Source organism: Staphylococcus sp. Marseille-Q5304, assembly GCF_943737015.1.
Classification (GTDB): domain Bacteria; phylum Bacillota; class Bacilli; order Staphylococcales; family Staphylococcaceae; genus Staphylococcus; species Staphylococcus hsinchuensis.
This window is the reverse complement of the sequence record NZ_CALSFP010000002.1, coordinates 1-25,871: the sequence shown is the minus strand read 5'-3', so window position 1 is coordinate 25,871 and position 25,871 is coordinate 1. Positions and strand designations below refer to the sequence as shown.

27 protein-coding genes are annotated in these 25,871 nt (G+C 27.1%); 10 read left to right on the top strand and 17 right to left on the bottom strand.

Going from position 1 to position 25,871, the window contains the following annotated elements; all coding sequences use genetic code 11:
• Positions 1-22 precede the first annotated feature (22 nt).
• Entirely contained in the window at positions 23-964 is a 942-nt protein-coding gene (locus tag NGI30_RS11020) for a replication initiator protein A (protein ID WP_251944091.1), read from the bottom strand.
• Positions 965-1,394: 430 nt separating this feature from the next.
• On the opposite strand from NGI30_RS11020, the gene NGI30_RS11015 reads away from it, so the two are divergent.
• Positions 1,395-2,138 (top strand): DUF536 domain-containing protein, encoded by a 744-nt coding sequence (locus tag NGI30_RS11015; RefSeq protein WP_186364182.1) that lies wholly within the window; start codon positions 1,395-1,397, stop codon positions 2,136-2,138.
• A 340-nt stretch (positions 2,139-2,478) separates the two neighbouring features.
• On the opposite strand, the gene NGI30_RS11010 is transcribed toward NGI30_RS11015, so the two are convergent.
• From NGI30_RS11010 to NGI30_RS10985, 6 genes are all read right to left on the bottom strand, one after another.
• Positions 2,479-2,682, bottom strand: coding sequence for a helix-turn-helix transcriptional regulator (locus NGI30_RS11010; RefSeq protein ID WP_154812169.1), 204 nt, complete (start codon positions 2,680-2,682; stop codon positions 2,479-2,481).
• A gap of 415 nt (positions 2,683-3,097) precedes the next feature.
• Complete coding sequence (locus NGI30_RS11005) at positions 3,098-3,286, bottom strand: hypothetical protein (protein ID WP_154812170.1); 189 nt, start codon at positions 3,284-3,286, stop codon at positions 3,098-3,100.
• A 32-nt stretch (positions 3,287-3,318) separates the two neighbouring features.
• Positions 3,319-4,044, bottom strand: a complete 726-nt coding sequence (locus NGI30_RS11000; protein ID WP_251944089.1) for an ABC transporter permease — start codon at positions 4,042-4,044, stop codon at positions 3,319-3,321.
• Positions 4,041-4,886, bottom strand: a complete 846-nt coding sequence (locus NGI30_RS10995; RefSeq protein WP_154812172.1) for an ABC transporter ATP-binding protein — start codon at positions 4,884-4,886, stop codon at positions 4,041-4,043. The genes NGI30_RS11000 and NGI30_RS10995 overlap by 4 nt, the downstream gene beginning before the upstream one ends.
• 71 nt (positions 4,887-4,957) lie before the next feature.
• Entirely contained in the window at positions 4,958-7,936 is a 2,979-nt protein-coding gene (locus NGI30_RS10990) for a type 2 lanthipeptide synthetase LanM family protein (RefSeq protein WP_251944087.1), read from the bottom strand.
• A 102-nt stretch (positions 7,937-8,038) separates the two neighbouring features.
• A complete protein-coding gene (locus tag NGI30_RS10985; protein ID WP_251944085.1) occupies positions 8,039-8,227 on the bottom strand; it encodes a plantaricin C family lantibiotic in 189 nt (62 codons plus the stop codon).
• A gap of 154 nt (positions 8,228-8,381) precedes the next feature.
• On the opposite strand from NGI30_RS10985, the gene NGI30_RS10980 reads away from it, so the two are divergent.
• The 3 genes from NGI30_RS10980 to NGI30_RS10970 all read left to right on the top strand — a co-directional run bounded on the left by NGI30_RS10980 (position 8,382) and on the right by NGI30_RS10970 (position 12,521).
• Complete coding sequence (locus NGI30_RS10980) at positions 8,382-8,543, top strand: class II lanthipeptide, LchA2/BrtA2 family (protein WP_251944083.1); 162 nt, start codon at positions 8,382-8,384, stop codon at positions 8,541-8,543.
• Positions 8,544-8,611: 68 nt separating this feature from the next.
• Complete coding sequence (lanM, locus tag NGI30_RS10975) at positions 8,612-11,224, top strand: type 2 lanthipeptide synthetase LanM (RefSeq protein ID WP_251944081.1); 2,613 nt, start codon at positions 8,612-8,614, stop codon at positions 11,222-11,224.
• 16 nt (positions 11,225-11,240) lie between these two features.
• Positions 11,241-12,521, top strand: a complete 1,281-nt coding sequence (locus NGI30_RS10970) for a S8 family serine peptidase (protein WP_251944078.1) — start codon at positions 11,241-11,243, stop codon at positions 12,519-12,521.
• Positions 12,522-12,548: 27 nt separating this feature from the next.
• Here the strand turns inward: NGI30_RS10970 and NGI30_RS10965 are convergent, their stop codons facing one another.
• Positions 12,549-14,270 (bottom strand): ABC transporter ATP-binding protein, encoded by a 1,722-nt coding sequence (locus NGI30_RS10965; RefSeq protein ID WP_251944076.1) that lies wholly within the window; start codon positions 14,268-14,270, stop codon positions 12,549-12,551.
• 282 nt (positions 14,271-14,552) lie between these two features.
• Between NGI30_RS10965 and NGI30_RS10960 the strand changes: the two genes are divergently transcribed.
• From NGI30_RS10960 to NGI30_RS10945, 4 genes are read left to right on the top strand one after another with little or no spacing between them, the layout of a single operon-like run.
• The gene (locus NGI30_RS10960) at positions 14,553-15,215 is read left to right on the top strand and encodes a response regulator transcription factor (RefSeq protein ID WP_251944073.1); all 663 of its coding nucleotides are present in this window, start codon (positions 14,553-14,555) and stop codon (positions 15,213-15,215) included.
• Positions 15,216-15,219: 4 nt separating this feature from the next.
• A complete protein-coding gene (locus tag NGI30_RS10955; RefSeq protein ID WP_251944071.1) occupies positions 15,220-16,251 on the top strand; it encodes a hypothetical protein in 1,032 nt (343 codons plus the stop codon).
• Positions 16,252-16,270: 19 nt separating this feature from the next.
• Positions 16,271-16,462, top strand: a complete 192-nt coding sequence (locus NGI30_RS10950) for a hypothetical protein (protein WP_251944068.1) — start codon at positions 16,271-16,273, stop codon at positions 16,460-16,462.
• Positions 16,463-16,475: 13 nt separating this feature from the next.
• On the top strand, positions 16,476-17,321 hold the full coding sequence (locus NGI30_RS10945; RefSeq protein ID WP_251944065.1) for a class I SAM-dependent methyltransferase: 846 nt from the start codon (positions 16,476-16,478) through the stop codon (positions 17,319-17,321).
• Between the two features lie 194 nt (positions 17,322-17,515).
• Here NGI30_RS10945 and NGI30_RS10940 read toward each other — a convergent pair whose 3' ends face one another.
• The 4 genes from NGI30_RS10940 to NGI30_RS10925 form a co-directional block, all read right to left on the bottom strand.
• On the bottom strand, positions 17,516-18,013 hold the full coding sequence (locus tag NGI30_RS10940) for a DUF3278 domain-containing protein (protein WP_168246618.1): 498 nt from the start codon (positions 18,011-18,013) through the stop codon (positions 17,516-17,518).
• Entirely contained in the window at positions 18,003-18,206 is a 204-nt protein-coding gene (locus NGI30_RS10935) for a helix-turn-helix transcriptional regulator (protein WP_040030498.1), read from the bottom strand. The genes NGI30_RS10940 and NGI30_RS10935 overlap by 11 nt, the downstream gene beginning before the upstream one ends.
• A gap of 224 nt (positions 18,207-18,430) precedes the next feature.
• Positions 18,431-19,039 (bottom strand): recombinase family protein, encoded by a 609-nt coding sequence (locus tag NGI30_RS10930; protein WP_251944062.1) that lies wholly within the window; start codon positions 19,037-19,039, stop codon positions 18,431-18,433.
• Between the two features lie 94 nt (positions 19,040-19,133).
• Positions 19,134-19,973, bottom strand: coding sequence for a LysR family transcriptional regulator (locus NGI30_RS10925; RefSeq protein ID WP_048794465.1), 840 nt, complete (start codon positions 19,971-19,973; stop codon positions 19,134-19,136).
• Positions 19,974-20,092: 119 nt separating this feature from the next.
• Here NGI30_RS10925 and NGI30_RS10920 point away from each other — a divergent pair, with 119 nt between their 5' ends.
• Positions 20,093-21,244, top strand: a complete 1,152-nt coding sequence (locus NGI30_RS10920) for an MFS transporter (protein WP_048794466.1) — start codon at positions 20,093-20,095, stop codon at positions 21,242-21,244.
• A 53-nt stretch (positions 21,245-21,297) separates the two neighbouring features.
• Here NGI30_RS10920 and NGI30_RS10915 read toward each other — a convergent pair whose 3' ends face one another.
• From NGI30_RS10915 to NGI30_RS10900, 4 genes are all read right to left on the bottom strand, one after another.
• Positions 21,298-21,567, bottom strand: coding sequence for a Txe/YoeB family addiction module toxin (locus NGI30_RS10915; RefSeq protein ID WP_048794467.1), 270 nt, complete (start codon positions 21,565-21,567; stop codon positions 21,298-21,300).
• A complete protein-coding gene (locus NGI30_RS10910; protein ID WP_048794468.1) occupies positions 21,568-21,816 on the bottom strand; it encodes a type II toxin-antitoxin system Phd/YefM family antitoxin in 249 nt (82 codons plus the stop codon).
• Between the two features lie 258 nt (positions 21,817-22,074).
• The gene (locus tag NGI30_RS10905; RefSeq protein ID WP_046467744.1) at positions 22,075-22,986 is read right to left on the bottom strand and encodes a DMT family transporter; all 912 of its coding nucleotides are present in this window, start codon (positions 22,984-22,986) and stop codon (positions 22,075-22,077) included.
• An 89-nt stretch (positions 22,987-23,075) separates the two neighbouring features.
• Positions 23,076-23,714, bottom strand: a complete 639-nt coding sequence (locus tag NGI30_RS10900; protein ID WP_251944093.1) for an aspartyl/asparaginyl beta-hydroxylase domain-containing protein — start codon at positions 23,712-23,714, stop codon at positions 23,076-23,078.
• Between the two features lie 384 nt (positions 23,715-24,098).
• Here NGI30_RS10900 and NGI30_RS10895 point away from each other — a divergent pair, with 384 nt between their 5' ends.
• The gene (locus NGI30_RS10895) at positions 24,099-24,959 is read left to right on the top strand and encodes a LysR family transcriptional regulator (protein ID WP_046467745.1); all 861 of its coding nucleotides are present in this window, start codon (positions 24,099-24,101) and stop codon (positions 24,957-24,959) included.
• Between the two features lie 608 nt (positions 24,960-25,567).
• On the opposite strand, the gene NGI30_RS10890 is transcribed toward NGI30_RS10895, so the two are convergent.
• Complete coding sequence (locus tag NGI30_RS10890) at positions 25,568-25,660, bottom strand: type I toxin-antitoxin system Fst family toxin (protein ID WP_129314725.1); 93 nt, start codon at positions 25,658-25,660, stop codon at positions 25,568-25,570.
• Between the last annotated feature and the right edge of the window lie 211 nt (positions 25,661-25,871).

Here is a 25,871-nt window from a genome sequence, read left to right as displayed (position 1 = left end):
AATTGCTGTAAGCTCATTTGAATTATTCGTTAAAGATATTATACTTAGGCATATTTTGACGACGCATATTAAGCGCATGTATCTCTTCTAGTTCAGCTTTAATCGATTGCATCAAATAACCTTGCATGGCTTCAACAGTTTCGCTCTTTTGTAGCAGCATTGCTTTAAAACGTTTTAAGACACTTACTAGATCAAATTCCACATCTTCTAAACGGTAATATGTATTATGTGAGTTATTAAAAGATTTTTTCCCTTTAAGTAAAACACTTTTAATAATACGAATCTCTCTAATTTCAAAATTACTTAAATAATCTTTAATTTGATTTGGTAATTCTTCAAGTAATTGGAATTTTAAAGCATCGTTATTAAATTCAGTGTTTTGGTGATTTGTATGATACGAATGATTGTTAGTTGTAGAAATATTGTTATTTGTATCATTCAAATCATTCGTATCATTGTTCTCAGTCTCTATATAGTTAGTATTATTAAACTCAGTATCATTTGATTTTGATTTTCGAAATTCTTGTTTTTTGACTTTCAAAACTCTGGAATTTTGATTTTCATTATTCTGGAATTTTGATTTTCGAAATTCCTTGCTATCATTGTGTTTATATGGTTTTTTAGGTTCTAGCAAGTAAATTTTATTTGGTTTGTTTAAACCCATTCTTTCTTGCTCTAAAAGATTAAAATTTTCTAATTCTTTCTTAATTTTGGTTACTTTTTGAGTTCCGCAATTTAAAAGTTCACATAAATCTTTAGTAGTAAATATTAAATATACATTTCCATTTTCATCAATCCAATTGTTTATTTTAGATAATTCGAACCGGTCCCTAAACATACAATAAGCAATTTTGGCAGAGTCACTGAGCTTTCTAAAATAATCATCTTCAAATAAAAACTTATATAGTTTATAAAATCTTTCTTGTTCAAACTCTTGTATTGTAATTCTTTTGAAATTTGACATAATAAAAAACCTCTTTCCGAAATTTAGTGTGGTAAGAGGTAATAAAACGCTTTTATATAGCTTTACATTTATTTAAAGATTTAGGAGCTTGCACTAAGATGTTATTCATTATATAATACAAGTACAAATTTTATATTAAACAAACGTGCTGTAACGTTTTATTACCAACCCCCAACTATTACCAGTAGTTGGGGGTTTTTGATATGTTAAGTATATTATAGCACTTTAAATAAGGTTATAAAAGGAGAAAATGGATAACCGTCAAAGGTTCATAAAAGGTTGATAAACCTTTGACAAATCCTATCAACCCTAGATAAACCCTTTATAAAATGTGTTTTTTTATTCATATTGTATTATCTTGTATTAAAGCATCTATAGTTTTATAATGGTTTGTAAAGGGTTTATAAACTGTTTACAAAGGGTTGATTATGTGAAAAGTGTGAAAATGTTAAGTGAAGAATTAAAAGTTAGTAAACAAACAATTTTTAATAATATTAAACGACTAAATATAGAAACAATAAAGCAAGAAAACACTTCATTCATTAAAGAAGATACTGATGTAGAAAAAATAATTCAAAGGGTGAATGAAAATAAAAAAAAATATGGGTTCGAAACTACCACAGCGGATAAAAAAAATAATGAATCAGATAATATTAATGTTGAATCTAAAAATGACACTCAAATAATAGAAATATTAAAAAATCAAATTGAAACCTTAAATAGCCAGATTGAAAAGCAAGAAAGTCGTCACAACACAACAATAGAATTCTATAGAAAAGAGTTACAGGAAAGATCAAAATTGCTTGAAAATCAACAAATATTAGCTTTAGAAAGCAATAAAAAGATTCAAAAATTAGAGAATCAATTAGAAGAAGAAAGACAACTTAATTATTCTTTTGATCAATCTACGAATGATAGACAAAATGTTAATACGCAAGAAGCAAAATTTACTGAAGAAGTTAAAAATGTTAATCAACCACAAGCAAACAAGACAGCAGAAGAAGACATAAGAGATAGAAATAAAGAGATGCCTGAAGAGAGCAATGATAACAGTTTAGAAGAAGATGAATTACTTAAAGGTAATAATTCATCTGAAGAAATAAATAATGATCCTGATAACAAGGTAGAACAACCACCTAAAAAAGGTTTTTGGAGTCGTTTATTTGGTAACTAACTGTAATTTAAAAAGAAGCATCAAGTATTTAAACTTGGCGCTTCTTTTTTATGTTAACTGGACTTCTGATAATCATCGATTATGTCAAGTTAATGTTATTTAATAATGCATAGCTTTCAGTTTGAAATTTACTTATATAGCTGAATTAGTATTGTAATACTTTTAAATATTCAAAAAAGATTGATGAAATTATATAAGTTATCAAGAGAGATTACAGGTAAGTGTGGATTTTAATTTGCCCAAACCTTATAAAAAAACTGTTTTTTTTCAATCCAGAGCAAACTTCTGAAAAACATTGGTTTTTATTGTTATACCCTAAAATATAAAAGAATTAATAATTTTATAAATCTTGTTTCTCTATAATAAATACATTTTCAACTTGTTCATTAAAAATTCTAGATATTTTAATTGCTATCAGTATAGAGGGAGTGAATTTATCTCTTTCGATTAATGAAATAGTTTGTCTTGAAATGCCAGTTTTCTCAGATAAATCTGTTTGTGTATATTTTTTACGTGAACGAAGTTCTTTTAATCTGTTTTTCATATAATCTCCTTATATTTCGAATAGAAAGGTACTCGGTATATTAGGTTTTAAATATCTCGCTAATTGCTATCCAACACCTGAAACACGTGTGAATAGCCCTCTGTTTTCTTTGTATAAACTTAAATTGACATTATAACGATTCCAATCTTTTATAAATATGAAAAGAATTTTAAAAAATTGGCTAATTATGAAAGTTGAACGCTATAATTCCTTAGGGCAATAATACATAAAAAACGCTAGCTTAAAAGCTAACGTTTCAAATCTTTCTAGTAAAACTGTATAATTCAACATACGTTTTCGAGATAAGCCATTTTCTAAATCATGCAGGATGGCTTTATTTTTTCGTGATTATCAGTCCAAAAATCATTATGACTTAAATATTGATTAAAGATGTTAAAACTTTAAGGGTTTTAAGTCATACTAAAATATTAGTTAGTATTAAAAATATTACTAAGCAAAGGATTGTTATCCCAGCAAAAGTATATGTTGATTTAAAATTTCTTTTCTGGGGCCCTTTTGTAATAACTTCCGTAAGTAATAAAACAATAGTTATTATAGCCAGTGGTACAAGAAGCATACCTAATATTGTAGTAATAATTTCCATAGTAAAACTCCTTTCTAGAAAGCGAAGAAACATTATCTCACTTTCATTGTTTTAAAAGATAGAATATAAAAAATAATAAAAATAACAAGTGTTATAATAAAACCAATTATCGTATGTGTTACTGGAGAACTATAATAAAATGAAGGGTCAATAAACTTTAATCCAAGGCGATAACCTAAAGAAGTAGGGAAAATGTATGAAAAAGGTGCCGCCATAAAAATCATAGTTACTAATGAAATTCCAATTCCACATACAATTGCAATTATTATATTTTGAGTTAGATTAATAAAAAATGTAATAACAACAGTCATAATAAATATTGTAAAAAAATTCAATATTAAAAATGAAATAATTATTTTAGATAAATCACCAATAGTAACGCCATTTATGATATAAAATAGAAGTATTGCTGCTAAATTTAAAAGCGCCAATATTGTTGATATTAAGTATGAAGTTAGCAATTTTGATAAAAATAGCTTTTGTCTTTTATTATAATAAGAAATCCAATTTAAAAATGTTTGGTTTTTATATTCTAGATAAAAAATTGATGCTGCTAAAATACTTGTTATTATAGGAATTAGCATAAGATATTGATTGTAAAACCTAAAGTAAAACCCTTTATCAAGAGATAGATTAGAATCATTTACAATGAAGTTAGCTAAATTCATTAATAGAGGTATAAGGCTAAGTAATACAATAACTAAAATAAATTTTTCACTTTTTATTTTGAACAGTTCATTTTTAATAAGTTGTATCATTTAAGAAGCACCTCTTTAGCATTTATAGACATGATTTTTAAATATAGATCTTCTAAGTTTAATTTTTGAATATCAGCATCTATTTTTTGATTTTTTAAGTTCTTATAGTCTCCTATTATATAACTATAACTATCATCTGATAAAATTGTATATTCTCCACTATATTGAGCAGAGTCACTCTGTTTTGAAACTTTAGATAAATCTGTTTTTATTAAGCCATAGTCTGTATGATTATTTTTTATATTAGCTACTATTTTTCCATCTTTGATAAATAATAATATATCTGCAAATTCAATAATTTCTTTAAGTATATGGCTAGAGATTATTGTAGTTCTATTCTCAGATTTCACATTTTTTGAAATTATTTCTCGCATATCTTTAATACCAATAGGATCCAATCCATTGGATGGTTCATCTAAAATAATTGCTTTAGGATTACCAATTAAAGATCTTGCAATTCCTAAGCGCTGTTTCATTCCCATAGAAAGTTGTTTGAATTTTTTTTGTTCAGCTTTATCTAAATTAACCATTTCTAGATATTTTTTTAAATCAACGTTAGCTTGACCCTTATAAATAGAGTGCAACTTCAAATTATCTAAACAATTTATATTATTATAAAATGCGGGATACTCAATTAAATGACCGATGTCATTGGAATTAAAACCTTTATTTATCTCACCTGAGTAATTTATAACATTAATAATTGTTTTGAAAAGTGTTGTCTTTCCTGAACCATTTGGACCAAGTAAGCCATATACCTTTCCATCATCAAATTCATAGTTAATATTATTTAGTATTGATTGACTTTTGTTTTTTACTGTTAAGTTTTTAATACTAATCATTGTGTTACCTCCATTTAGTAAGGATTTATATTTCTTATGTTAGTTAGAAATAGTAACAAAATTATAACAATTTAAATTTCTAAAGTTAAAATATTAGGGACTTCGGGATTGATCAAATAAATTAAACCATAAGATACTCCTGTTAATCCAGTCATTAAATCTAGATTTTGAATATTTGCACCAAGTCCACATTTTATGTCTTTCACTTTTTTACCTTCTAGAATTTCAGAAATAATAGCTATTATTTTTTTTGTATCTACTAATTTTGAATATTTAAGTATTACTGCATTTCCTAAGTCCCCATGACATAAGCATTGTGTACGTGAGAAGCCTTGGCGTAAGATTTCATGGGCTAATCTCTTATTATCTATTTGAGCATTATTAAATTCTAATCTATTTAATAGTATTCCTGGGCTGCCATGACACCAAGCAAAAGGTGGTTGAGATTCCTCATGATTGTAATGTTTCCAATAATTATCTACTCTATATTGATCTTCATACATATCTGCTTTGTTGATAATATTTAAAATTGCTTCAGAATTTTCAATTTCATTCAAATATTTTTTTAAAGCAAATACTACTCCGGAATTACCGTGACCAAAACCTGTTAATTCTTTATTATCTATAAAATGCCAAGTGATAGTACCATTTTCTTTATGAATAGCATTAGCAAGTAATCTTTCTGTACATAAATTAATTACTTTCCTTAGATATTTCTGATAATAATTTGATTCAACAATTTTATATAAGTTTATGAGAATAACTAAGACACCAGCATTACCACTTATAAAATCATTTAGATTATCAGTCATTATATTATTTTCTAATAATTTTATAGCTTTGATACATTCGTTAAGTAATTCTTCATCCTTTGTTTCTTTGAATATAACGGCAGATACATAAATATATGAAAATGCACCATCAAATGATCCAATTGGCAAGTTTTGTGTTTTTAAGTTTTGTTTAATATCACTTAAAATATTTAAAGATTTTAAAAGATATTTTTTATCTTTATAGTGCTTATATAAAGCAAAATAATATAAAGCCATACCACTCAGCCCATCATATAAATTTTCATTCATAACTAATTTTTGAATAGAACGGTTACCAATTGATCCATATAGTAGAGATGTCGTCCAACTATAAGTTTGATCTTTTTTTATTTCATTTTTAATTACTTCTTGTTCTATATCATTAATTAATTGATTGAAGTTACTATTTACTTTACTTTCGTTATATAATTTAAATTCTGATGAGTAATCTTTGATTGAATATTCCTCATCTTTTAAAGATATAATCCCACTATCTTTAAATAAAGATTCATCAATAATGTCTAATTGTTCTTTTAGATCTTTCGAATTTAGTTCTTTTAACTTGAAAGTTATACTGTCGATAGCGCTCCCACTGAAATAGTTGGGGTATATAAGTGTTTCATTATGATAAAGTGCACTGTTTTTAATATTGAAATTAAAATAGGGAATATTATTATCAATTAAGTCATCTAATTCATGTTTATACAACTCATCAGAGTTTTTCTCTACTTGAGTAGCAATAAATAAGTCTCTTAAAGCAATATTTTGAATGATAATAGGATGATAGCTCAAACTAAGTATATTTGAATAAAACATAGTGGGTTTATTAATATGTCGAGCTAAAACTTCATTTTCATAATTAAGTATGTTTAAGAATTTCTTTTTATTATTTTTAATATATTTATAAGTTATAGAAAAACCTTTTTTAATTTCTTCAATATACTTTGTTTCATCCACATAATCAGCATTTAATTTAGGATGATTAGAAGATTCTCCTATTTCAGTATATTTCCTATCAATTTTAAGAGATGAAGTTCCTTTGTTTTCAACTATAGGAACTTTAATATTTGACTGGGTTTTTCCTTTTCTTCCAATACCACTAATATCCGATTTTCGATTGTCTCCAAAAATAAACGGTAAAATACCAATAGATTTAACAGAAGTTGATAACTTATATTTATTATAAGACGTTGCATTTTTAAATTTGCTATTTTTAAATCTAATTCCTATAGTGCTTTCTAAGTCGATTAATACTGGATGATCTTTGTAGGCAATTAGATTTTCAGAATGAAAATCTGTTGCTCCTAATACATATAATAAGCATAAATGCATTCCTAATTCTAAATAAAAATTTTCTATTTCTTCATTGTAGTGACATTCTTTAAATGCTATTTCTTCTACCCAAAAGTAATTCTTTTTAACTAAGTTCTTTGTATATCTTAATTTCGTGTTTAAATTTTGATTAATATCATCTATTAACTTTGAGTATAATAAATCTATGCTTCCGCTACGTGGTTTATAAAATAATGAGATTTCATGGAATTCACATTTAATAACCATCGATGAGTTGTTATGTAAATCGCCCATAGATAACTGAAGTGTCTTTAGCGTCAAACTACCTATATTATAAAAATGTTTAATTTCACTAGTATCTTGATATAGATGCTGAAAAAACTCTTGAATACTTTTTTCTAATTTATGTAAAGTACTTTTTAATAAGGTAAATAAAGAAGAATACTTTTTTATAAATTCTTTGAGAAAGTCAGGGTTTTGCAAAAGTTGAATGTACTCATTAAATTGTTCTTTTTCATCAACGCTTTCAAAACTGCCTTTTAATCTAAGATAATTTATATCGTAGATTATAGTACGATAGCTAAATTGCATAAGCATATCAGATAATTTCAATTTAATAGTTTTATTAACTTGATTTGATATTGCTGTATTAGAAGTTATTTTTTTAATATCATCTAAAAAATCTATGTTATTAATCTCAATAAAGTAGTCTATGATTATATTTAACGCTCTGCTTTCATTTATACTAACTTTTTTACTTTTATTCACAAGATTTATAATATTTTCAGGATCTAAATTTAATCTGACAGGAGATGTATTTGTATTATAATAAGTTTCATTAAATTGTTTATAGTCTATACTAAAATACTTTTTAGTAATACTATTGAGCAGCTCTTCATTAAGTTCAGGTTGGATTTTTTGTAATATATTATCTGCACTTACCATATTTATCATCCTATACTTATTTTTTATTTAGTACTATTTAGAATATAAAGAAAGCTAAGTATTATTAATGGTGTAATAATACTTAGCTTGTTTCCTAAAAAATTAACAGAAACATGTATGAGTTGGGCAGATAGAACACTCCCATGTAACTGTACATTGTTTACCGTCATTGTCTTCAGAAATTCTTCTTGGTTCTGATGAACCACCGTAGATGTTTTCTAACTGAGTACTTTCTAATTCTTCTGAAATATTGCCAGCTGTTAAGAAAATTTCGAAATCTTTGTTACTCATAAGTAGCACCTCCTGAAAATATTTGAAAAAATTATTGCAATATGTTATCTTGAAAACGATTACTTGTATACTGCATTTTTAGTTTAACATAATATAGTGTTAAGGCAATATGATTTTTTTTAAAATTCTGTAAAATGATTTAGGAGGAATAACTATGAAGGAAATCCAAAAAATTACTTTAGAAGATTTGAGAGAAATTTCGAACCATTCATCAGAAACGAGAGGAACTCCAACGATCACTGTAGGAATTTCAGCTGCTGCTTGTCCTACTACAGATTGTGCTTCTGTAACAAGACCGTGTCCAAGTAAAGGCTAATTAATACAAGGACAAATAGTGTCTCCCCATTGAAATGGGGAGACACTATTTATATAAGGAGATAATTTATGAAAACAGAACTTAGTAAATTTTTTTTCAATTACTTTTTAGCAGAATATAAAAATAAAATAGTAAGTTTGCAAAAAAAACATCCTCAATATTTAGAAAAAGAAATTATCGGAAATATAGAAAACCAAATGTTTGATATATTTGAAAAATTGTCAATAGAATATCTAGTTTTTGATTTCAAAGAACTGAACAAAGAAAATCATTTAAGTAAATATTCAAATATTTACTTAAATGATTACAAGAAAAAATTAAATTTGCAGCAATCAAAATATTCTCCTTTATTAAATCAAGTAAGAAAAAGACTTAACCAATTTCAACAACATTTCAATAATATTATTGAGAACTTTATTAAAGATTATTATGAAATAAATGACCTTATAGAGAATGGTAAAATAAGGGATATTAGATTTGATATAGGAGATTCACATAATGATGGTGCTTCAGTTGCAATTATCACTTTAAATAATAACAATAAAATTGTTTATAAACCTAAAAATTTAGAACCAGAGTTATCATATTATAATATATTGAAGGAAGTTTCATATAAATTAAATAGAAATATAAAAGTCCCTCAAACATATTCTTTGGACAACTATGGATGGCAAGAATTTATAGATTACCAACCTTGTAATTTTGAAAACTTAGCACATTCTTATTACTATAATTTAGGTATTCAGGCATGCTTATTATATTGTCTTAATGCTAGTGACATGCATTATGAAAATTTAATCGTTTCAGAAGATTCACCTATTTTAATAGACCTAGAAACGATTCTTCAACCGTCATTTAATTATAACTATGAAGAGCCATCAGAAAATATGATTGCCAAAACAGTATTACAAACACTTCTTTTTGAATTTTCTATTTCCAAAAATTCTAACCTTATATATATGGGGGGGACTACAAATCAAATAAATCGTCCATTTATACACACTCAATTAATTAATGAAGATAATGATCAGATATCAATAGTTGAAAATATTATTAATAATAAAAACCATTCTTCTAATATACCTACTAGTAAAAATGGGACTGCATATGAGATCTATAATTACTCCTCTGATTTAGTAGCAGGTTTTTCAGATTGTTACAAATTAATACAAATGGATAAGAATATTATCATGAATAATTTATTAGAGAAGGATTTTAAAGTTAGAAGTGTATTAAGACCTACTTATGTATATACAAGATTTATTGAATATTTTAAGCAACTTAACAAATCTGATGGAGTGTTAGAAATTCTTAAAGAAAGTAATACTTACTTTAAGGAAAGCAATTTAATTGCAGAAAAAGAGTTACTTTCTATTGCAAATTTAGATGTTCCTTATTTTAATGTTTCTATTAGCTCTAAGAATTTACGAAATAATGGCAAAGTTATCATTAATGATTTTTTCAAAACATCTGCTTTAGAAGAATTAAATATAAAATTGCAAAGTTTAAATACAAAAGACTTAGATCTTCAATTACAGTTGATAAAAAACTCTATTTCAACATACAAAGAAAATATAGCGACTGACACAACTAGAAACCTGAAAGTAAGGGAATATTCAACAAACCTTAGCAAAGAGTTAAATGAGATTAGAAATAGTTTTCGTAATTTAAACACATTAATTAATATAGAAACAAATAACTATAACAATACTGTATTTACACCTATTAGTTATGATTTGTACAATGGTTTAGCAGGCGTATCGATAGTTTTACTCTCCTATTTCAATCTTGAGGAACATGAAATAGACAATTTAAATAATTATATATATAAAGGATTTTTATCTGATGATTCTTTAAATTACTCTATATATGATGGGAAGTTTTCCTATTTCAAATATTTATTGATATTAAAAAAACATTTTGCTATAGATCTTTTGAATGAAAAAGAATTACAAAATTTATTACAGGAATATATAGCTTATTTGGATGTCAATGAAACTATAAATTTAGATTATTTAGGTGGTGTTGCAGGAGTTCTATCTTTAACAATCGATATTTATGAAGATACATACAATTCTATTTTAAAAACTTATATTGAAAAACTTTCAAAAGTTCTTATAAAAAATGCAGTTTTCAGTAACAGTAATGAAGTATATTGGTCAGGCACAAACGATTTTAAATTAGGATTAGCTCATGGAAATACTGGGATTTGTTTAGCATTAGTAAAAGCAGAGAATATAATACCTGAGTTAAATATAAGGAAAATTATAAACAGTGCAATAAATTTAGAGAATCTGATTTTTAACAAAGAAAGCCTAATTAATGTGTGGTGTAATGGTATATCTGGTTTAGCTTTAGGAAGATCGGAAATCAAAAAGATAAATAGTTCATATAAAAATCTAAATGTTAACTTATTTACAGATTCGCTTATCCAAAAACCAAATCTACCGGAGAACTTACAATCCGTTTGTCATGGTACACACGGAAATTTAATGATTTTAAAATCTTTAAATATTGAAGTTAATGATATTAATCAAATTTTGAGTAATACTTTTTCATATGAATGGTCCTCTGGATTATATTACCCTAATGAAAATTATAGTTTCTTTTTAGGTAAAACAGGACAATTATTCAATCTGATTAATAAAAAAAATGAACTGATTAAAGATATATTGCTATAAAAGAGAAGGTGTAATATTGGAAAAGCAATTAAATAAAATCCAAAGTAAATACTATACCGTATTAAATGATAGTTATGTCTATGAATATTTTTCAGTTTTGGCGAATAATATGTATAGTTATAACGAACTATTACATATAGTTGCTTTATATAAATTGACTATATGTTATCGGATTGATGAAATACAGATGATTCAACTTAAAGTAAGGTACAACGATTTAACACCCTTATTATTTATTAATAATATCAGTATTGATAAATCTTCAGAAATTTACTTAAGAGTTAAAGAAGGTCGACCTATGGCACGAAAACTCCAGTGGGATGTATCTAAAACTACTAATAATTATACTTCCTATTCAAAGTGCAAAGGCTCACATAAACACTCGGTAGCCTTAATTGATTCAGGTATTGATGTAACACATGCTGATTTAAAATCAAACCTATTGTATTATGAAAATTTCGTTCCAAAGTATGGATTTAAAGGCAAAGAAGATGATGAAATCGGTGAACCATTTTATATGGAAGATAAGTTAGATCATGGTACTCAAGTAGCAGGACAAATATGTGCTAATGGCAATATTACTTCAATAGCTCCTAATACAGGCCTAAAAGTATATAGAGTTTTTGGAGGCAAGTCAGCTGATAATATATGGATTTTAAAAGCTATAATAGAAGCTTCTAAAAACAGTTCAGACGTAATAAATTTAAGTTTAGGTGATTATATATTAAGTCACAATAATACAGAAATAAAGGCATATAAAAAAGCTATACAATATGCAAGGTCAAAAGGATGTGTAATTGTAGGTGCTTTGGGAAATGATGGTATCAATATTGATGATAAAGATAATTTTTTAGAGCATATAAAAAATAAAAAAAGAGAAAGAAATGATTATATTGATAGTAAATCATTAGCATTAGATTTACCTGCTCAGCAAAATAATGTGATTGGCGTAGCGTCTGCTAACAAATCTAATAGACTGTCAAGCTATTCAAATAAGAGTGATATATATATAGATGTACTAAGCTATGGGGGAGATAATGAACTCCTTAAAGAATACGGTTATGATATGTGGATAAAGAATGAATGGGTCAAAGATGAATGGATATTAACTACTTCCAGTAAGTTTGGTCATACTTATTCTGTAGGAAACTCTATAGCTGCAGGTAAAGTTTCTGCTGCCATAGCTGCTATGAATACATACTATGATATATCACAAAATCCAAGTTTATCTGAAAAAATTTTCTTTAATAACTTGAATGGTGTATTGAAGATGACAGACATATTAAAGGATGGATAACTAAAGTTATCCATCCTTTAATATGTCTTATTCATTATCTTTAAGTTCCTGATTCATAACAAATTTATTATACAATTCATGATTGTTCATTAAATCTTTATGTTTTCCAATACCTGTAACTTTTCCTTTATCTAAAAATATAATTTGGTCTGCTTTTTTTACTGTAGAGAGTCTGTGAGCAATTATCACTGTTGTTCTACCTGACATTAAAGTATCGAAGGCTTCTTGAATTTTTTTCTCACTTTGACTATCTAAGTTTGCTGTAGCTTCATCTAATAAAAGAATATCAGGATTTTTAGCAAAGCATCTAGCTATATCAATGCGCTGTTTTTGCCCTCCTGAAAGCTTAATACCTTTTTCACCAATAAAAGTATCATATCCATCTTCCAAAGAATTTATAAATTCAAAGCAATTAGCATTTTTCATTATATTAAGCATTTCATGATTACTAACTTCACGATCAATCCCATATAATATGTTTTCTTTAATGGTACCATTCATCATAGCATTAGTTTGCATAACGTAACCTATTTTACTTCTCCATTTATACAAATCGTATTCATATATGGAATGATTATTATGTAATATTTTACCACGATTGATAGAATACATTCTCTCAATCAAATTGAATATAGTAGTTTTACCTGAACCTGATGGTCCAACAATAGCAGTAACTTTATTATTTAAAATGTTTAAATTTATTTTGTTTAATACTTTATTATTACCGTAAGAAAATTCGACATTTTGAAAAATTATATCAGAGTCTTCTACATCATTAAAACCACGAGTTTCTTCTGTTTTTTCTTGTAGTATTTCATATATTTTTTGGCTAGATCCAACTGCTTTTTTATAATCAGTAATTAAAGTAGAAACATTTATTAAAGGCATAGATAGTTGAAAAATATAAAAAATCATTGTAACTAAAGTACCAGCGCTCATACCTCCAGAAGCTACTCTCATTCCTCCAAAACCAAGTATTATACCTACTGTTAATAACATAACTATACTAGATAATGGTTGAATAATAGCTGAAACTTTGGCTTGCTTCAATCCTAAATCGTATATATTTAATAAATTACCATCTGCTCTATTTAATTCTTCTTTTTGTGTATTTGAAACTTTTACTAATCTAATTTCTGTTAATACACGTCCTAATAATCCACTGAATTTAGCAATTTCAGTTTGTGTACTAATTGCCACCTTTTGCATAATTTTACCGAGTGGAAGGATAACTATTAAATAAAAAGGGAATAATCCTGAAATAATTAATGACATTTTCCAATCCATTGTAAATAAAATTATCAATGAACCAAAGATACTTAATATAGAAGGTAATAAATTAGGTAACTTATATGATACAAAATAATTTATATTTTTTGTATCATCAGTTAGCCTACTCATTAATTGGCCACTTTCATTTTCATCAAAAAATGGAACCTCTAATTCAATTATATGTTTCCATAATATAGTTCTAATTCTATATATCACTTTTTCGCCTATTTTGTTTAAAAGGTAAAGGCTAATACCACTAAATAATGCATTCAATAAAAAAATCAAAATAAAAAATGATACAAAGCCTACATTAATATTTTTCAAATCAAAATTGTCTACTAATTTCCCTGTATAAAGTGGTATTAATAGACCACTCACACTTCCTAAGAGAGAAATTACAATAGTAATAGCTAATAATATTTTAGGCCATTTTATTTGATTTAATATGTAGATCAAAGGATTTTTGGGTTCTAACACAAAGATCGCCCCTTATTTTTTCATATTTTTATTAATTTGAAACTTTTCTTTGCTATCTTTTTTCATAAAGGAGGGTATATATGATTCTAGGAAGTATTCTTATTATTTTTGCAATGTTATGTTTACTATCAAGCTTAATTATAGCATTTATAACTATAGTATCAAAAAGTCTAGATAAATCTAAAAAAGTTACATTTAAAGCCCCTGCAATATTATTTTTATTATATGTTATTATAATGATAATATCTTTAGTTTTATTAAATAGTTAAAAGGGGGATTAAGATGAATAACTATGACATTTTAATAGTTGAAGATGATAAATCTATAGCCAACCTCTTAAAGCAAATTTTAGATGACGAAGGTTTTAATACCATTATGGATAATGACGGGCATATCGCTCAAACTTCATTTTCAGAATTTCATTTAATTGTGATGGACATAATGCTCCCAAATAATAATGGTCTAGAAATTGCTAAAACAATTCGTTCTCAAAAAGACATGCCTATAATTTTTTTAACTGCTCGGCTAGATTTAGACTCTAAATACAATGGCTTAGATATTGGAAATGACTATTTAGAAAAGCCGTTTGAGCCTATAGAATTAATTATGCGGATTAAAAATTTAATATTAATGTTTTATGGGCCTGATTTATATGAATTATTTTATTTGAAAATTGATCAAACAAATAGATCCGTTTATCTAGATGAAAAGGAAATTAAATTCACCAAGACCGAACTCAATTTGTTTTTTTATCTTTTTGAAAATAGGGATCATACTCTTACTAAGGAACAAATAATGGATAAAATATGGCCTTTTGGAAGTACATTTGATAGTGTTTTAAATGTTTATATAAATAGAATCCGTTCAAAAATTCAAGACCATGAAAATAATATCATTAAAAATTCGTATGGTCTTGGTTACAGTTTAGTAACTAAGGAAGGTTAAATTTATGGGAATTAAAAAAAAGTACTATCTTTTGATGATAAGTGGCGTATTACTAATACCTATAATATTTATTTTTGTGAATTTCTTAATATTTTATGGTTATTCATTTTTAACAAATATTTTTCAATATTTTCATTTAAATATATCGTTTACAAATGAATTTTTAATATTCAATCTATATGCTATGTTTTTCTCTATACTTATCATTTTAATAATACTAGCCTCTAAATCAATACAAAACATAATACAAAAGATTAAAAAAATTGAAACAACGATTCAAAAAATAAATTTTGATGACTCATTACCCGCAAACATTGAAGTGAAATCTAATAGCAATGATGAAATCGATCAGTTAATATCCTCGATTAATAATTTGATTGATCGATTACGATCTAAAGAGATATCATTACAAGACCAAGAAATTAATAATACTAATTATTTAAAGCAGTTATCTCATGATATAAATACACCCTTAACTACTATAAAATTAGAATTTTATCAACTATATAAACGACAAATTATCTCTGAAGATGCAATTCAATCAATTAACCACAAAATTGAATATATAAGTGAACTAACTAATAGAATCAATGTATATAGTCAAAAATCAATTGATAACTTTTATGTTTTTAAAAAGCCTATTACTATTAATGACGCTATTAACGATACTGTAAAAAAATGGAATCATTTGTTTTTTAAAGAAAGTATTGAAATTGAAATGTTAGTTTATGACAAATCAATAATATGGTTAGGTGAAACCCTATGGTTCAAAAGATTATTTGATAACATCTTTTCAAACATATATCGACATTCCAAAACTCAAAAAATTCTTATAGTTCTTGATAAAAAAGTAACTATTCAAGACTTTGGAATTGGGTATGATACTAGTGAAGATAATATCGGTTTAGGGATTAAATCTATGAAGGATATAAGCAAACGTTTATCATTAAATTTATCTATTATTTCAAATAATAACGGAACAACTTATACTTTAGAGCAAAAAGACAACAATGCTAAAGCTATCAATACCAAATAAGTATATATTGGAGGTTTATATGAGTAAGTTTTTAACAGTTATAGCAATATTAATGGTTATTTCAGGAATATCTTCAGTAACTTTATCTATTATGGAATTTGTCTATGCATCACCATCTAATCGTGATTTTCTATTACCAGGACTAACTTTTTTACTAGCATTATTTTTACTAGCAATTTTTTTATACTTTATTAATAAATTTCAATACTAAAAGGAGTGCCACAATGCGTAACTTATTTGAATATGCTAAAAAAGACCCTGTTGTTTTCGAAAAAAGTCCTGATAATATTTGGACAAATAATAAATTAAATTCATTCATACTTAATTCTCATTTTAAAAATGAAATTTCTGGTGGTAGTAAAGATTCTAGCACTATTCAAAAATCTATTGATTTTATTGATAAATGGGCTAAACACTTCTCTTTCAATAAAATACTCGATTTGGGATGTGGGCCAGGAATTTATTGCCACGAGCTAGGCAAAAGGGACTATAAAGTAACAGGAATTGATTTTTCAAAAAATGCGATTTCTTATGCAAAAAATCATTACAAAAATGATAATACTAATTTTATATGCAAAGATATTTTTAATTTCTATAGCACACAAAAATACGAAGTTTGCTTATTAATTTATTATATTTACGCTCTATTCGATAAAGAAAAAAGGATGAAATTGCTCAAAAAAATATATTCTTCACTAGATAATAATGGGATTTTAATCTTAGACGTGCCATCGTATAATCAATTTCAAAAATACCAAAACTTAAATTTTTGGAACTATTTCGACAAAGATAATATATATGATTTAGATCCTTTTATTTTATTCTATTCAATTAAAAAGTATGAAGATAACGTGCTACTTAATCAAAGTATGTACTATTTTGAATCTGGTGAAACAATAACTACTTACGACTGGATGCAACACTTTACGAAAGAACAATTAAAAAAAGAATTAAAATCAAACGGTTTTAAAATATTAGGTATTTACGGAGATAGTAACGGAGAACCTTTTACCAAAGATTCTTCTAACATTTCAATGGTTTGTCAAAAACATAGCGAAAACTCTTTATAACTTATATTGTTTAAATTTGCGAATGACTAACTAAACTTCACGAAGTAGCTAATTCTCAAACAAAAATTCCCAAAACCTTCGTTATTAAGACAAATTTTGATTATGAAACAGTTAAGAGACTTCTTGTTAATAAGAAGTCTCTTTTAATATGTTTTTTGATTCCATGTTGATTTTTAGCAAAAGAAAGGATGTTCTTAAAAGTGCTTTTGTAGTTTAGATACTGAACTCCAATAGATTATTGTGCCAAATGCTAAGCCGGCTATTCCCCATATCAAGACATCCCACCAACTTACGTCTATCGAGCCATAAGACAAAAATGGGAAAATATACTGCATCATAATAAACATAAAGACGGCCCACGTTATACCTGCGATTGTTGATTTTTTCTTCAACTTTTCTTTTTTATCTTTGTATTCTTCAAGACTTGCACAATCCGTATCATCAAGACGTTTCTTCCTTAATCTTAAAACTATATTTATTGAATAAACCATAACAAGTAGAAATAATGCTATAGTTGAAAAGTTCAAGGTGTTATTTACTGTGTCAATTATAAGACTTATAAACATTATTAATAGAGTTAAGTACCATAAAAGTATTCCTGAAAAAGCTAATTCTTTATATATTTCTCTTAACTGATATTCATCTCTGTCATTTACCGTATTGATAAAATATTTTAAGAATTTATTCTTCATATTCATTATCCCTCCAAAATAAAGTGTTAAGATCAGTTTTAAGTACTTGGGCTAAAGAAATACATAGGGATAAAGACGGATTATACTTCCCGTTCTCAATTAAATTAATAGTTTGGCGAGCAACATCTACTTTTCTAGCTAATTCAAGTTGAGTAAAATTTCTGAGTTGACGGTACTCCTTGATTTTATTCAAGCCAAACACCCTTTCAACTTTAATATGTACATTATATGTGACACTTAAAGCTTATGTCAAATATATATGACATTCATTGTATGTTACTATATAACCTAATTAAGAAAAGAGAATACCAATTGGTATTCTCTTTTCTTGTATATTTATTAAAGTATTATAATACAAGGCTGAACTAATTTTTGAGACACTGTGAGAGCCTCTCATTTGCATTGACAACCCATTTATCAAGATAATCCCTTATCATGTTTAATTCTATAAACTGTCTGTCTTGTAATATTAACCTCTTTCGCAATCTTACTAATTGCTTTCCCTTTTTCTAACATTTCGACAACTCGGTGATAGATAACACGTTTCTGAGGATCTTTCGCGTTCGGTGAATAAAGTAAAGGGCGCCCTTTATATACCCCTTTGTCTTTCGCAACTTGAATCCCTTGAGCTTGTCGACGTTTACTTTCATTTCTCTCCTGTTCTGAAACCATTGCTAAAATTTGAACGATTAAATCTTTCATAAACTTATCCAGTAATGGATTACCAATGACTTCATTCATCATAGGTAAACTCGTAATCATTAACTGAACATCTTTTTCTTTCAAATAATTAACAGTTTCAATAATTTCATCATAATTACGTCCTAAACGATCAATGGACTCCACAACGAATCGATCTCCTATTCTTACAAAATTAAGGGCTTCTTGAAATACAGGTCTATTTTCAACTGATTTTCCTGATTGCTTCTCTGTAAAGATTTTCTCTACACCAAACGTCTTTAAATTATCCAATTGTCTTTCTAAGTTTTGATCTATCGAAGATACTCTCGCATATCCTATAATCATTTATTTTCACTCCATATTTAATATACACCCTAATCATACATGTAGGTTGCTGTAATTTCAACAATCTACTTTGTATGATTAGGGTGTACTCTTATTACACTATGTATTCACTTAAAATACTCCATACTTTTTGCAATATTTCTTTATTATATGCTATGAGTCCAACTTCCCTTGAATGATTTTCCAATTCTCTGATTAAAAGATTCATACTTTCAACTCGTATTATTAATGATTGAGGAATGATTGTTATTCCTTGTTCAGCATTAACACTAGCCAGTATGGACTCTAAATCATTTTTATGTTCAAGATTCATCTTAGTTTTAGAGAGATGTTTTTGTATAAAAGATAAAGTATCACATGGTGGATTAAGAAGAAGTATCTTTTCATTTATTAAATTACTAGCAAATATACTATCGGATAGCCTTAAATCACTAGTTCTTGGAAAGACCACCATATATTTTTCACGATATAAAACTTTACTATAAAGTTGATTATTTTCTGTAGCAGTTATGTCTCCAATAACTACATCTATATCCCCATTATGTAAGTGATCAAGTAAAATTTGAGTGTTACTTTCAATTTTTATGGAGAGTCTTTGCTGTATTAATGCTTCTTTTTTCTCAGCCCATTTATACAATGAAAAGCTTGGTAATAGACCAACTCTAATTGTTGCATCTCCATTTTTTGAAGTCTCTGCTTTTAATTCGTCTATATCGCTTTTTATAATCTTAACTTTACTCAAAACTAACACACCATACTCAGTTAAAAATATGCCTCGAGAGGTTCTATAAAACAAGTCACCTTCAAAGTATTCTTCAACACGCTTAATTCTCTTACTAAGTGCTGGGGTACTGATATTAAGTAGCTTAGAAGCATGGTTAAGACTCTGATATTCAGCAACTTTTATGAAATCCTCTATATATTCAATATTCATATATTACTCCCCCTATTAACTTTTCTTTAATACCACTCTTAATGTATTCATTATTCCATTAATTACAATATAATACTACGCTAAAATACATAAATATATTTGTTAGGAATGATTAAATCATGAAGAAAATTTGGATTTTAACATTAGGTATGTTTGCTTTAGGGATGGATACTTATATTGTGGCTGGACTATTACCTGATATAGGAAAGAGTTTTAATAAAAGTAGTGCTAAAATAGGGCAGGGCGTTACTGTTTTTACATTATTTTTTGCTTTATCAGCCCCTGTTTTTTCAACTATACTAGCTAAGTATTCTGTGAAAAAAATTCTTTTACTGGCTTTATTAACTTTTGGATTAGCTAATTTGATTACTATGCTATCTCTAAACTATTCAATATATATCTTATCCAGATGTATAGCTGGACTAGGTGCAGGATTATTCTCTCCTATGGCAGTTAGTTCGGGTGGACATTTAGTAAGTCAAAAAAATAAAGGAAAAGCATTAGCTTTTATAGTTGGAGGCATGAGTATAGGTACGGTTGTTGGGGTTCCCATAGGCTTACAATTAGCTAATTTAATTAATTGGAGGTTTGCTATAGGTATAATTGTAATTTTAAGTATAGTTGCCTTTATAAGTATATATTTTTTACTTCCTGATTTTAAAATGCCTTCAGCACCTAGCTTGAAAGAAAGATTCTCACTTTTTATAGATCCACATGTATTAAGAGTGGTCTCTGTAACTGTATGTGCAGCAATTGCAAGCTTAGGTTTATACACCTATCTTTCTCAAGTTATAAGTGAAGGTATTTCACCACACTACATTACACTTTTCTTAACTACTTGGGGAATTGGAGGATTATTAGGAAGTTTTGGAGTCGGTTTAGTCATTGATAAATTTAAAAACACCCAAATTTTGATGCTTATCATTTTAGTCACTTTAGGGATTAGTATAGTGTTAATCCCTACACTTATTAAAATTCCTATTTTAGGACTTATACCGTTCATACTATGGGGAGCAATGGGATGGGCTACTCAAGCACCACAGCAACATATATTATTAAAAAATCATTCTGAACATGGTAGCACATCTGTGGCCTTAAATAGCTCTCTAAATTATTTAGGAAGTGCGATTGGCGCTGCATTAGGTGGTTTATTACTTGCACAAGGAGCTTCAACTAACATATTAATTTATTGTTTTTTTGCTATAGTTATTATAGGTATTATTATTCAAATAATAAATGTGTTTATCGATAGGAATAGTATAGAACTTTAAATAAATATCATTACAAATAAAAGCACCCTACTATTTGATATAGTAGAGTGCTTTTATTTGTAATGATATCTGCATGATGCAACTAATATTGCATTGTCATTTACTGTATATACTAATCTATGTTCTTGGTTAATTCGTCTACTGTAATATCCAGAAAAATTGCCAACTAACTTTTCAGGTTTACCTATACCATCTAATGCACCATCTCTAGAGATACTTTTTAATAACTGATTAATCCTTTTAACCATCTTTCTATCTTTTGTCTGAAAATATTCATAATCATCAAACGCTTGTGGTGAAAAGGTAATATTCAATTTAGCCACTTATATCAAAATATCCTTAGTTTTTATATTACCACGTTCTAGGTTTTCAATAGATTCTGATAAATATTTTGCATTGGCAGGATTTTGTTGCAAGTATAGTGTCTCCATTATTTCATTATAATTATCTTCTGACATTATAACTGCATTACGGTCTTTTGTTGTAATTGTTATCGTATCGCTATCATCATTAACTTTATTAATCATGTCTTTGAAATGTTCACGTACATATGAATAGGATTTAACAGTCATATCAAATGCCTCCTTACAGTTGTTAAACATTTTATTATCTAAATTGTACAATTTTTTGTACGATTTAGCAAGTTTTTAACTTATAGCATTATTACAATAAGTATCCACTTCCGATAAGTTGAATTACGTCTATAAAAAATTTATCACTTGTTACTTTTAAGTAAAAATTTTTTCCAGTTTACCTAAATGTCTTAATGTTGATGTTAGTGTTGCAAAAATAAAACGTTTTAAAAAGCTTCATTCAAGTTATTATAAATATCAAGAGCCTGGCTTACTTTCATTTTTCTTATTAATCATAATTAAGGAAATAACTATTAAGGCTAGTCCTGATAAAGTAAGTATAGTCATTTTATGCCCGAAAATTAAAAAATCCATAAATGCTGTGAGAGGTGGGGCACAGTAAAATAAACTTGTAACTTTTGTCAAATTACCTTTATTTATCATGTAGTACAACAACATAGTTGCCCCAATAGATATAATTAGTACCATCCAAGCAAGTGATATGATAAACGAAAAAGTTAAGTTTATAGATAATGTATTTATAAATGGGGCAAAGGTGATAAATATAATAAAACTAATGGTATATTGTATTACCATATTAGGAATCAGACTAATACTAATCTTATTTTGTGAAAATGTCCCTAGGGTTATTGATAATACAGAAAGAGAACAACAAATAATTCCAATAGTAGACATAGATCCTGTAGTTAAGTTATGTACAACTACCAATATAAGCCCCAACATACCTAATATGAGTCCTACCCATTGCAATTTCGTATTACTTTCTTTGGTTATTAACGCTGTAAGTATAGGTTGTACCCCTAAAATTATCGACAATAATCCTGGTGAAACATTAAAATCTAGTGCTAAAAAGAAAAATAATTGATAACCCACTTGTTGTAAAAAACCAGTACAAATTACCAGTATCCATTGTTTTGAAGATCTAGGAAATTGATTTTCTTTTTTCTTTTTGGATTTGAACCAAAAATAAATCCCCCATAAAATAAGCATTGAAAATAGATACCGATATACTAAAAAAGCAAGTGGATTGGCATACTTCAATCCATTTTCTACAAAAATCGCTCCACTCGACCACATGATTATAAAAGTAACCGGAACTAGCATATTTGTTATAAATGCTTTCGAATAATTCTTTGTATTGTTAATCATTATTACTCACCTCAATATAATAATCGAGCCACCCATATGAATGACTCGATTGCCACAGTCTTTCGTACTAACTTTACTTTTGGGTAACATTAAGTTGACCAGTCAGAAAAAGAAAAATGTTCACCCAATTCTCTTTTTTCAATTAGATATTCATTTACTTGTTTAGCCTTTTTAATCATCTCTTTATCATTTGTCCTTTTAGATATTTCTAATAGCCAACGATAACAAATGTCAATAGGTATTTTTTTATAGAAATGTAGTTTGGATAACAGGAATACAATTTCTTTAAAAGTATAGTGATGTATAACATTACTTAAATTTCTAATGATTTCTTCTCCATAATTTGAGTCTACTTCCTCACGTTCAACTATATAAGGATTAATATTTTCATCATATAAATTTTTATTTGTAAAAATATCTTTAGGTGTATAAGGTTCGTCAAAAACAAAGTCTAGGCATAAGAATAGTCTATTTTTATTAGAGAAGTTTGCTGCTGCATGAATAATACCAGCATCTAAAAACCAAATTTCTCCTTTTTTCATACAAAAAACATTATCTTCATCTGAATGGAAAGCTAGTTCATTTGTTTCTAATGGTATAAATACTCTGAAATATTTTTCCATTTCTTTATTTAAATCAACAAAATCTCTGTGAGGCATAATTAAAGCATCAACAAGATTCCGTGTTCTAACCATTTTTAAATTTTTTATATTAAAGTTTTCTTGAATGAAATTGCTTATATAAGGTAATTGCTTTCCATAACTAGTTTGTTTAATTTCGTGATTATAATCTCTATATTGAGTATCTTTTTCATCTTCTGATGCCCCCCCATAAAGTACAGTTCATCCAAAAACCTGAACTAAATTCATCATATTCCTCTGAAATTTTGGGAAACGTCGTGTGGGTTTGCAAATCTTTTTCTAATTTCTTTTCGTCAAAATTCACTTTACCAAAAGCATAAGAACTCATATATTTCACGCTACCCTTCTAATTAAATTAATATAGAAATATTTAATTTCTATATTAATTTAAACATACAAAACTTTTTCTCATTAAGGAAATTGATATAAGGAAATGGTACAATCGCTTAAAATGATAAGAGAGGTGAAAATATGGAGATACGACACTTAAAAACTTTTGTATCTATTGTAAAATGTGGTGGATTTACTCATGCAGCAGATGTCTTAGGTTATGCTCAATCAACTGTTACTGCCCATATTCATGAATTGGAAAATGAATTAAAAAAACCTTTGTTCGATCGAATTGGTAAAAAAGTCATATTAAATGAGACGGGTAAAATACTATTTCCGAAAGCTATGGAAATTATAAATTTAGAAAAACAAGCTAGAGATATAAACAATGATGAAGAATTATCAGGGGACATTTCTATTGGAGCACCTGAAACTTTGTTAACTTACAAATTACCTACCTTATTAAAAAAAATGAAATTACAGTATCCAAAAGTAAATATACAAATAAAGCACCTACAACCACATACTCTTAAGTATGAGTTGAAAAACGGAAATATTGATCTAGCTCTTGTCTTGGAGCAAGAAAATGAAAACGAACTAAGTTATCATAAATTAACTAAAGAAGATTTGATATTAGTTACTGGAAAGGAATATAATATCACCCCGTTAAGAAATTTACTTGAAACTCAAACTCTTTTAGTTACAGAAGATGGTTGTATATTTAGAAAAACATTTGAAGATATTGTTAATACAACAAATAGGCTAATAAATTCTCATATAGAATTTGAAAGTATAGAAACTATAAAATCATGTTTAAAAGAAAATTTAGGTATTGCTTTGTTACCTTATATAAGCATAGAAAATGAATTAATGAATAATGATTTAACTGCACATAAAAGATATAGTAATGCAGTTTCTATTTATTATGTATATCACGAAGATAAATGGCACTCTCCTTTATTCACTACAGTTATAAACATGGTACAATCACTAAGTACTTAGTATTAGAGAGTGTAAAAAATTCATATTGACAGGAAAAATCGATGCTAAATTTATTAATATTATAACTTTGGATTTAAAACTTTTTGACTATAAAGTAGTTTTTCAATTGCAGTAAATGCGGAACCAATTGTAAAAATACAATCCATTGAGACAAATCTTTTGAATGTGCCATTCCATTGATCGCGGTTAACAATAATGCTATTACTGTTAAAATTTAGCAATTTCATATTATAACTTATAGTGTTTTCTATGAAATAATATGAGACTAAAAAGCATTAACATTAAACTTGCATAAAATATTATTGATGCCAAAAGATTAAAAATAATATTTTTCTATCTAACTTATTAAACTCCTTTATATATAGAAAAATGCTTTAAACAGATATATACATATATATATCTGTATATATAATAATTGTATTAAATAAACTAAAATTAATACTAGTAAGAGCAGCATCTAACATTTTTTCTTCCATATGATATTATTTTGCATTCCTACCCACTATGATGTTACAATATGTTTAACAAAAAGTAGTTCCATTGGAACACCGAACCCCCAACCTATTCCAGTAGGTTGGGGGTTCTTTTTGGTGGGCTATGTCGCCTTATTATTTATTGCGGTTGTTTAGCCAAAACGTAAAACTCGCAATTATGCATCCTGAAACAACAGGTGCAATTACACTAACAAAAAGTAGCTCCACTGGTCTCACCTCCTTCCGTCGAAAATATCGCCGGAAGTTAAGGCGACCTCACTATTATACCATCTGTATCATTTGAAGCATATACACTTCCGATAAGTTGAATTATGTCAGCTCAATGATAAAATAATATAGTTACTTCGATTAAAATAATACAATTTCCACTTTTTCTAAAGTCAAAATGTTTATAATAAATATGAGTATATTATTAAAA